We start from the raw sequence: 9,587 nt of genomic DNA on the forward strand, positions 1-9,587 counted from the left end.
ACTCCGGTACAAGGAATTAGTTATATCATTTTAATTGTTAATAACTATTTATCAATCATATTAATCGTTATGATGGCATTTATACTTTCGTATCTCTATTGTTCGAATTATTTTAATGGCATAGATATTAGTATAATTGTACCAATGAAACAGGTTAATAGAATTATGACAAAACTAATGGTGGGTTGTTTTGTCGGTATTTCTGTAACTCTTTTTGTTTTGATAATTTCTGGAACGTTGGGAAGTGTTGGAACTGAATTTGGCAGCCTAAAATCACCTATATTAACTTATTCTACATCCGGAATTTGTGAATATGAACCGATTAGAAATTTTATAATGAGTTGGATAATAATGAGTATATTGTCTATGTTGTTTATCAGTAATGTGATTTTTGTATTGTCTGTCTTATTAAAAAAGAGAACTTCTTGTTTCTTTTCGTCGTTATTGTTTTTGTTTGCCTGTACATGGGGATGCACTAAAATAGCTCCTATATTTTCGATAGTACACTTAATTCCAACAACATATTTAAACTGTTTACAAGTGCTAAGTGGAGAAATAGGGTATTTAACGCAGAATAATAATATAAATGCTTTAACAGGCATTATAGTCCTTTTGGTTTGTAATATAGTTTTAACTATTATTAATTTTAGTTTAATGAAAATGAGAGAAGTGAAATGAATGTTTATATATATTGATTTTTTAATAAAGAAAATTTTAAAGAGGAAGCAAAATGTTATAATGATTTTTATTTGCTTTTTCGTAATAGTTTTTATTTATGTGATGAATATCAATTCTCAAAATATACTAAGAGATTCACTTGCTTCTCAAATAAAAATGTCTGAAAAGGCAATTAATGATAAAACAAAAATAATGGAATCTAACGATGTTGATGATTCAAGTATTCAATCTTTGCAAAAAGAAATTGATGAAATAAATACAACTAAAAAAAAATATAGCGATTTAATAGAATATTACGAAAATAAACAATGGGATAAGTTTTATGATAGCTATTTGAATGAACTAAATAGCCAAAAAAAAGTAATTCAGCAAACGCAGAAAATTTCAGAAAAAGATACTAATAAGAATGAGTATTTAGAAATGATTGAAGCTACAGACAAACAGATGAACATAATAAATCATTATAGAAAAAATCATTTAAACTATGAAAATTCTGATTATCCGATCTATGGAATTACTTTTACTTTATACCTGTTTAGAACTGTTTTTCCGATTTTATTAACGGCAATTGGTGTATATATGTTATCGCAGGTTTTTACATTTGATTATGTAGAAAACATGGATAGAAGTAAATTGTTGAGTCTAACGCCTATAGAAAAAACAGTTTCTAAAATTATTGCGGGATGCATTATTGTGCTAGGAATATTTGCCATCTGTACTTTGATTTCTGTTCTAATCGCAACATTTGTTACAAAAAATATAGGGAACGATTATCCAATCATGGTATTAGTTGACAATCATTTGACATGTATAAAAGCAATAACAGTTTTTGTTAAAGTAATGTGTATGAATATTTTTTATATGATATTTATTATATTGTTATCGTATATCATGTCTTTACTTGTGCAAGATAGTTTGACATTACTGCTTATTTTGCTGTGTATGACAATAGGATGTGCATACTTACCGAACATTCTATCTGTTATAAAGCCATTTTCACATTTTTTTCCATTTATTTATGTTAATGCATTGCTAGTAATTGATGGAAGTCTGACAAAGACTTTTATGAACCCAAATATACATTTTAATTTTGGAATGATGGTTTTAATTACGGGAATTATATTAATAGTTTTAAGTATTGTATTTAACCAAAAAGTCAAAAAAAAATATATTTATAAAAAATAAAAAAGAGCTAATAATGGCTCTTTTCTATTTTTTATAAATATCCCTTCTATGACCGATTTCAAAAATGCTGATAGTTATTATCTCTTCTTCAATTGATGCAAATAATCTATAATCTCCTACCCTGTATCTCCAAATCCCTTTTAGATTTCCTTTCAAAGCTTTTCCGTGCAGTCTAGGATCAGGAGTATTGACTAGGTTTTTGATAACCCAGTTTTTTATAACACGAACAGTTTGCTTATCTAATTTTTTTAACTGTTTAACTGCAGATTCAGTAAATTCTACTTTATACATTTAGACACCAAGCATTTCCCAAACTTCAGTATGATCATATGTCTTTTCTTGTTTAGCTTTTTCAAACGCATATAAGATACGATCTTCATCAAGATCGAGATCATTCTCTATTTTATCCAGAACAGCATCACGAATAAACTGGCTCATATTTAATTGGTTAACAGAAACATAGTCATGAATTAATTTAGATTCATCGTCATTAACTCTTAAAGAAATTGTAGTCATAATAAGACCTCCTCTTTTATGTATTACTTGTAATACAATTATATAATTGAAGTTCATTTTTGTCAAAGACCTAGATACAAGAAAATATATATTTTTTCACTAGAAAAACATGTGCTACAATAAGAATATAAGGCCTCGCCGATTGAGAGCGCAAACTCAACCTTAAGGCTATCGCCGTAAGGGTTTGCGGTCTTGCAGACGGCTAGAAAGGAGAGAAATTTATGGCAACAGTTTATGGTAGAATAGCCAAAATTTCTAATGTGGTTGGGCGTTCTAATTACTTGAATGATGAGAAGCGACAAGAAAAAATCGTATTGCAAAAAATAGAAATGCAATACTCATGGCAGGAACATTCTTCTTTTGAAAAGGAACATCAAAAATCGAATGTTGCCAATAATGAGGCACTTGAAGTTCATATTGCTTTACCGAATGAACTGGCCGAAGATAAACGAAGATTAGAGCAAGTCTGCGATGACTTGGCTCATGAGATAGTTGGTAAAAATAAGGACTATGAATATGCAGTTCATTGGAATCACAATCGCACGAATCTTCATGTCCACATTCTTTTTAGTGAGCGAGAAAACCAAATAGATCTTGAGCCTAAAGTCTACAAGAAAGATATTTGGCATGACAAAGATACGCATAAATTAGCGAAAGCAAATAGTGAAAATGCTGTATTGGTTCATAAAAAGGGCGAAGTCCAACGAGATAAAGAGGGTAATATCAAATACCAAACGGACATATTCAAAGTAAAGGATAAGAAATTTACTGAACGTTGGTGGTTACATCACAAAAACAAGATAGTCAAAGACACTTTAAATAAGTACGGTTACAAATTAGATTTACACGATGGTATAAAAAATAACCCCTATCTATCACAGAAGAAGTTGTACAAAGGAGCAAGTAAAGATTATTTAGATAATGCAAAAGCGTGGAATACAGAAGTTAAACGATATAACGAAAATGTAAAACAACATATCGAATTAGAACCGATACAATTAAAAAATTACATTTCTATTAAACAAGAAGTCCTGGAAAATGTAAAAGAGGCAAATGCTGAAGAAAAGAAAATAACGCCAAAAGCAATTGAGTTAGTGCATGAAATGGCAGACTGGGTCATGGACACACTCCGAAATCTTAAAGTATATATCAAACGCAAAAGCAGAGAATATGAGGCTGCAAAGGCCTGGAATGGAATAAAAGATAAATTCAATGACATGTTTAAAGAAAATAAAAGACTTGATAATGAAATTAAAAGTCTAAGCAATCAGATTGAAGATCTAAATCATCTTGATCATGAATTTACAGAAGTGATAGACAGCAAGTTAAGTCTGATACATGACATAGAAGAACAAGATATGCGCCAAAAAGAGATGTTAAGTCAGCTAAAGGTATTAGAACCGGAAGCATATAAAGACCTCACACAGGAGGAATATCGAAAGGAAATCAAAGGATTGAGCTTTGAAGAACGTATAGATAAAGCTACATCTCTGATTGAAGAACATCAAAGAATGATAGAAAGGAGCAGAGGATATGAGATCGATATCTAAGAAAAGCAATCTGGATAGGCTGAAGCAGCAGGTACAACAAACAAGCAATCAGCAGTACCAGATACAGACGCAGAAGGATGAATTAGAACAAACAGTTGCTTGTAAAAAACAAGAATTAGATTCTAATCAAGATGCAATGAGACAACTGATTCGTTCTGTATTCGCACAAAATGAAGTGGCTGCAGCAAAAGAGAAGGAACAATTGAATGACAGATTAGATAGGTTTGCCCATAACCAACAGGTAATGAATCAGCAAATCATTGAATTAAACGACAATATCACGGATACAACCTCATTAAATGCGCTGTACGAGGCAAAAAGAAAAGAACTTGATTTAAACTACAGAAACCAGGAAACTGTTCTTAAGGAACAAATCAAACGGCTTTCAGAGCGCATAGAATATCAAGAAAACAAATTAAACAGCATAAATAGATCGATTGAATCCAAAAAGGAAGAGTTTGATAGAATCAGTGAAGATTTGAAAAAGAAAGAATTTTGGATCAACTTTAAAAATGTATGGATCAATAAGTGGATAGCATTTGTTTCGGCTGGATTTTTGCTTGTATTTATTGGAGGCTTTTTAGGATGGCCAACATATAAAGTGATGAACAGTGTTTTTAAAATTATTAGGAGCGTTTTTTAATTATGATATAATCTTTCTGTTGCCTAGGCTCACCAACGCGAAGGAGGTGAGAACGTGGTTGAATTAATCTGTACTTTTTTAGTTTCTGTCGGAGCAAGTGTGGTTGCCTACTACATTTGCAAGTGGCTTGACAAAAATGACTAGGTAATAAAGCACAAACAGAGTGGATTGACTACCCACTCTTTTTTTTCAAAAAAAAGAAGAACTGAGTGACTGGGTCAGTTCTTCTTACGTGGCTTTTAATCTGTACTTTTGCCTACTTGAATTATATCATGAATTTTTGAAAAGTAAACGTCCGAGACTTAGCAGAAGCTAAGTACGAGGACACGTACTTATTAACAACAAGATTTCCATGTTTTACTCTAGCACTGTACGGAGAAACATTTACATTTTGCTAGAGTAAAAATTTGCTTGAACACGAATTTGATTCGTGTTATTTTTTAGTAAATTATAGGGTCAAAAACTCATTGATAATATAACGTGACCTAGAGGTAGATTTTCAGATACCAGATTATGCTATAATTTTTATTGGAGGTATTTGTATGTTTTTAGATACGTCCATGTACTTGTGCTGCCAAATTTACCTATATGAATTTAGATACAATCATTCAACTTTTGTTGATTTACTTGATTGTTGTAGAGATAAAGAAAAAGGACTAGTTACATAGTCCTCGGTAGCACAGTACAAAATAAAAAGAGAGGACTGCAATCCTCTCTTTTCTTTTAGTGTTGCCACCAAATTTACCTACTTGAATTATATCATGAACTTTTTAAAAGTAAACTTAAGAAAACAGGTTGTATATGGACGTTATATTGTCAATATATTTTTGACCCTATTTTACTGTGAACCCATATAAGCTAAAGACTTATGAGTTTTCTGCTTGGATTAATATAAAATTAAGAATTTTTTTTTGCTAAAATATATAAACTTAATAAAATTAATAAACCTATAATAACCTGGAGAAAACGATTATCGGAAAATAAAGCAATATCAAAAATATAAAGTATTGCTATGATACTTAGAAAGATAATTGCAATTTTTTTTTTCATAATGTTTAATAAACTCTATATTCCCAATACCCTGAGTTGCATGGTAACGAATTGCTAGGTTCACACCCTGGAATCTTTCCTGGATGGTAGAGTCCATCAACAGAATATTCTGTTTTTGTTGGTTTAGGGATATAACTCAAAACAGTTCTACAAATATCATGACCGGTTATATAATCATATGAAGAACAAGCAGAAATGACTCCTGCTACAAATTTTAGTATAGCCTTACCAATTGCAACCCAACCCATTCTCATATTTTCATTTTCAGGCTTTGGTCCGAATGGAGAATACACTGTTATTGTTCCGTCTTTATGATAAACAACTTGTGTGTTATCTTCAAAATGTTGAACTGTTTCTCCATTTTCATTAACATATTCTTTATTTAGTATTGGTTCTTCCGATGTTAAAACTCCACATGCATTATTTGAATTTTTTCCATTTTCTTCCATTTTTGCAAGAACGTTATAATTACCAGCCAATACAATGAATAAAGATAAAGATAAAATAGTCAATAGTTTCTTTTTTAAAGATCGCATACATAATACGTGAATGAATACTAGTTCATTCTACTCCTTCAAAAAAATTATAGCAAAACGAAAGCGCTAACACAAAGATTTATGATAATTTTATATGAGAAAGAGTGGGAACTCAACACTAAGACAATTGCTTTAAGGGTTCTGTTGTCAGGCTGTCGACGGCTAGTAAGGAGTAAGTATGTCTGGCACTATAAAGCAAATACATTGCACTTGTTTGCTAGAGTAAAATAATTTTTTGGTGAAATAGGGTCAAAAAACTATTGATAATATAACGTGTCTTAGAGGGCTTTCAGATACCAGATCATGTTATAATTTTATTCGGAGGTTAGCTTTATGAATTCAAACCTTCAAAGAGAACGTTTCTGCAATGTCCTAAGTAACATCTTAAGTGATGAATTATCAAGAATTTCTTTGTTTAGTAGCAGTGCTATTAATCATCAGAGAATTGAAAGGATAACTTAGGAACAAACATTGCAGAATACGAAAAAAAAGAGAGGACTGCAATCCTCTCTTTTCTCATGTCCTAAGACACATCTTAAGTACTTTCATTATATCATGAACTTTTCAAAAGTAAACGTCCGAGACTTAGCAGAAGCTAAGTACGAGGACACGTACTTATTAACAACAACAAGATTTCCATGTGTTACTCTAGCACTGTACAGAGGAACATTTACGCCATCTTGCTAGAGTAAAAATAAGCTTGAACACGGAGCTAAATCTGTGTTATATTTTTGGTGTAAAAATGTGCAAAAACTGTATTGATAATATAACGTGACCTAGGAGGGTGGTCTTTTATGGGTTATCATATTTTAGATTATGATATTGAGTTAGTGTCTGAATTTGGATTATGTTATAAGAATAAATTGCCTAAAGAATTGCAAAGAAGATTATTTACAAGAAAACAATGGTTAGAGAAAGGATTTATTTTAAAAGATGGTGCAAGAGAATATCCAATGCATTCTCAAAAGAATTATAGAAATAGGGTTATTTATTATTTAGACACAGATGTGGTGAAAATGGATGGTAATGATATTCCTAAGAATTGTTTGACTTGTAACTATAGAAGTGAACAAAGTTTTTGTGTAATTGCAGGTGATTATGTAGGTGAAATAAATAGATGTTCTGAGTGGGAGAGTAAGTATGCTAAATGATGTTATTGAGAGTTATGGTGGAAAGAAGATAGATCCACTGGATGTATATAAAGATATTTTTAGAATTGGAGAAGGATTCATTCAGAAGGAGTATGAAGAAAGTGGAAGTTTCAAAGCAAATCCAATCGCCTATTATAAGAATGAGAATGAAGATCATGGCCATTTCAGAATTATGTTTGAAGATAAGTTTGAAGAAATCTATCGAAATGAGCTTGTGAATGCAGATTTCTGTGTAATGAATGGCATAACGTACTTTGGTGCAAAATATACATCTGATAGAGCTTCTAAAATGTGTGCAATGATATTTGATATTGATGGTGTTACAGATAAGAGTTTGAATAATTTCTTTTATGCTGCATTTAATAAGGAATTTGATTATTATCCATTACCAAATTATGTGGCTTTAAGTGGTCATGGGATACATTTATATTATGTTTTTGAAGAACCAGTACCATTGTTCCCTAATTTGAAGCTTCAATTAAAGGAATTTAAATACTCTTTAACTGAAAAAATGTGGAATAAAAACACTTCTGTTGATGAAAAAGTACAAAAACAAGGAATCAATCAGCCTTTTAGAATATTGGGTGGCAAATGTAAAAAGAATGCTCCATTGGATAGAGTGGAAGTGTATAGAGTAAACCAGCATCCAGTCAATATAGAGTATTTGAATCGTTTTGTTCCAACTAAAATTGAGATAGATGAAAAAAAATTATTTAAGGAAAGTAAATTAACACTGGATCAGGCAAAGGAAAAATACCCGGAATGGTACGAAAATAAGGTTTTAAAGGGTAAAAGAAGCTATTGGACAGTAAAACGTGATCTATACGACTGGTGGATTCAGCAAATAAAGAAAGAAGAAAATGGAGCCAGTTATGGCCACAGATATTTTTGTATTATGACATTGGTGATTTATGGCATAAAATGCGGTTTATCTAAAGATGAGATAAAGCAGGATGCAATAGATTTGATTCCTTTTTTAAATGGTTTAAATAAAGAAGAACCATTTACAGAGGAAGATATTAAATCGGCTTTAGAGTGTTATGATGAACGATATAATACTTTTCCGTTAAAAGACATAGAGAAATTAACTAACATACGAATCGAACGCAACAAACGAAATGGACGAAAGCAGGGTGTACATTTAGAACGTGCAAGAGCAGTTCAGATGATTGATTATCCAAATAGAGAGTGGATCAACAAAGAAGGAGCTCCAACAAAGCAAACAATCGTTCAAAAATGGAGATTAGAACATCCAAATGGTAAAAAAATTGATTGCGAAAAAGATACTGGATTAAGCCGACACACAGTCATTAAGTGGTGGAACAATTAATAAAAAATGGTGGAATATAAAAAAAAATAGGTTGTAATGAAATTTGATACAACCTATTTTTCCTACCATTAAATTGTATCATGAATTTTAATGCATTAGTAGACTGTGTTTTTTTATTTATACTTGTTAAAATCGTTATATAAAGAACATGAGAATAATAGGAGATGTGATAACCATGGTAAATGTAGGAAGTGAAGCTAATACAATAAAATAGAAAGAGGTGATTATATGAATTATGCAATTAAAAAGTATTTATTAGCTGGTTTAACGATGTGTCTTATGTTATTCACACTTATCCCAAATGTGCATGCTATGAGTGTAGTAAAGTCTTTTAAATATGATTATAATACAGTTCTTGGATATAATACGAATTATCATGATTATTATTATGCAAATATTCCAGATTATGCCGTTTATATGAAACAAAGTAAAGCTAAAATAGGAGGAGGATGGAACTATACTAGATATCAGGTAATCAAATATTATGGTTCAAATGGATCAATTCTATGGTAGTTCAATAATAAAAAGACTATATTGAATGTTCAATATAGTCTTTTTAGAAACGGAGATAAATCTATGATTGAAATAAAAAATGTTAGTATTGAAACAAGACATAATATTTTAAAAGATGTGAATTATATATTTGAGGATGGAAAAATATATGGCATTGTAGCTATTAATGGATCGGGTAAAACAACATTCTTTAGAACATTGGTAAAACTGTTACATCAATCTTCAGGTCAAATAAAATTTGATATGAAAAGTGTTGATGAATTAAGAAAGAACGTATTTTATTATGAGTCTCAAGAATGGCTGGATAAAAATTTATCTGGAATGGATTATTTACATTTTGTAAGTTCGATGTGGCCATCGGATAAAAGAATAGATTCAATTGTTGAATACTGGAGCATGGAAGAGTATGTAAAGTTGCCTATTAAGAAATATTCA

At 30.8% G+C, this 9,587-nt stretch carries 11 protein-coding genes; 8 read left to right on the top strand and 3 right to left on the bottom strand.

Features of this window, described 5'->3' with window-relative positions; translation table 11 throughout:
* Together EUBIFOR_RS12815 and EUBIFOR_RS10530 are read left to right on the top strand one after the other, a co-directional pair.
* On the top strand, positions 1-678 hold a 678-nt coding region (locus tag EUBIFOR_RS12815; protein ID WP_003866040.1), incomplete at its 5' end, for a hypothetical protein.
* Positions 679-1,863, top strand: a complete 1,185-nt coding sequence (locus tag EUBIFOR_RS10530; RefSeq protein WP_003866041.1) for a hypothetical protein — start codon at positions 679-681, stop codon at positions 1,861-1,863.
* Positions 1,864-1,887: 24 nt separating this feature from the next.
* On the opposite strand, the gene EUBIFOR_RS10535 is transcribed toward EUBIFOR_RS10530, so the two are convergent.
* A complete protein-coding gene (locus tag EUBIFOR_RS10535; protein ID WP_003866042.1) occupies positions 1,888-2,154 on the bottom strand; it encodes a type II toxin-antitoxin system RelE family toxin in 267 nt (88 codons plus the stop codon).
* Entirely contained in the window at positions 2,155-2,379 is a 225-nt protein-coding gene (gene relB, locus EUBIFOR_RS10540; protein ID WP_040466513.1) for a type II toxin-antitoxin system RelB family antitoxin, read from the bottom strand.
* A 221-nt stretch (positions 2,380-2,600) separates the two neighbouring features.
* Between relB and EUBIFOR_RS10545 the strand changes: the two genes are divergently transcribed.
* Positions 2,601-3,929, top strand: coding sequence for a hypothetical protein (locus tag EUBIFOR_RS10545; RefSeq protein WP_003866044.1), 1,329 nt, complete (start codon positions 2,601-2,603; stop codon positions 3,927-3,929).
* A complete protein-coding gene (locus EUBIFOR_RS10550) occupies positions 3,913-4,572 on the top strand; it encodes a hypothetical protein (protein WP_003866045.1) in 660 nt (219 codons plus the stop codon). The genes EUBIFOR_RS10545 and EUBIFOR_RS10550 overlap by 17 nt, the downstream gene beginning before the upstream one ends.
* A 1,055-nt stretch (positions 4,573-5,627) precedes the next feature.
* Here EUBIFOR_RS10550 and EUBIFOR_RS10555 read toward each other — a convergent pair.
* The gene (locus EUBIFOR_RS10555; RefSeq protein WP_244264177.1) at positions 5,628-6,134 is read right to left on the bottom strand and encodes a hypothetical protein; all 507 of its coding nucleotides are present in this window, start codon (positions 6,132-6,134) and stop codon (positions 5,628-5,630) included.
* An 818-nt stretch (positions 6,135-6,952) separates the two neighbouring features.
* On the opposite strand from EUBIFOR_RS10555, the gene EUBIFOR_RS10560 reads away from it, so the two are divergent.
* The 4 genes from EUBIFOR_RS10560 to EUBIFOR_RS10575 all read left to right on the top strand — a co-directional run.
* Positions 6,953-7,309, top strand: coding sequence for a hypothetical protein (locus EUBIFOR_RS10560; protein ID WP_003866048.1), 357 nt, complete (start codon positions 6,953-6,955; stop codon positions 7,307-7,309).
* Entirely contained in the window at positions 7,299-8,639 is a 1,341-nt protein-coding gene (locus EUBIFOR_RS10565; RefSeq protein WP_003866049.1) for a hypothetical protein, read from the top strand. The genes EUBIFOR_RS10560 and EUBIFOR_RS10565 overlap by 11 nt, the downstream gene beginning before the upstream one ends.
* A gap of 228 nt (positions 8,640-8,867) precedes the next feature.
* Positions 8,868-9,152: a hypothetical protein gene (locus EUBIFOR_RS10570; protein ID WP_003866050.1), complete on the top strand. Its 285-nt coding sequence runs from the start codon at positions 8,868-8,870 to the stop codon at positions 9,150-9,152.
* A gap of 63 nt (positions 9,153-9,215) precedes the next feature.
* A partial coding sequence (locus tag EUBIFOR_RS10575) for an ATP-binding cassette domain-containing protein (protein WP_003866051.1) occupies positions 9,216-9,587 on the top strand: 372 nt, incomplete at its 3' end.

Source organism: Holdemanella biformis DSM 3989, from assembly GCF_000156655.1.
GTDB lineage: Bacteria > Bacillota_I > Bacilli_A > Erysipelotrichales > Erysipelotrichaceae > Holdemanella > Holdemanella biformis.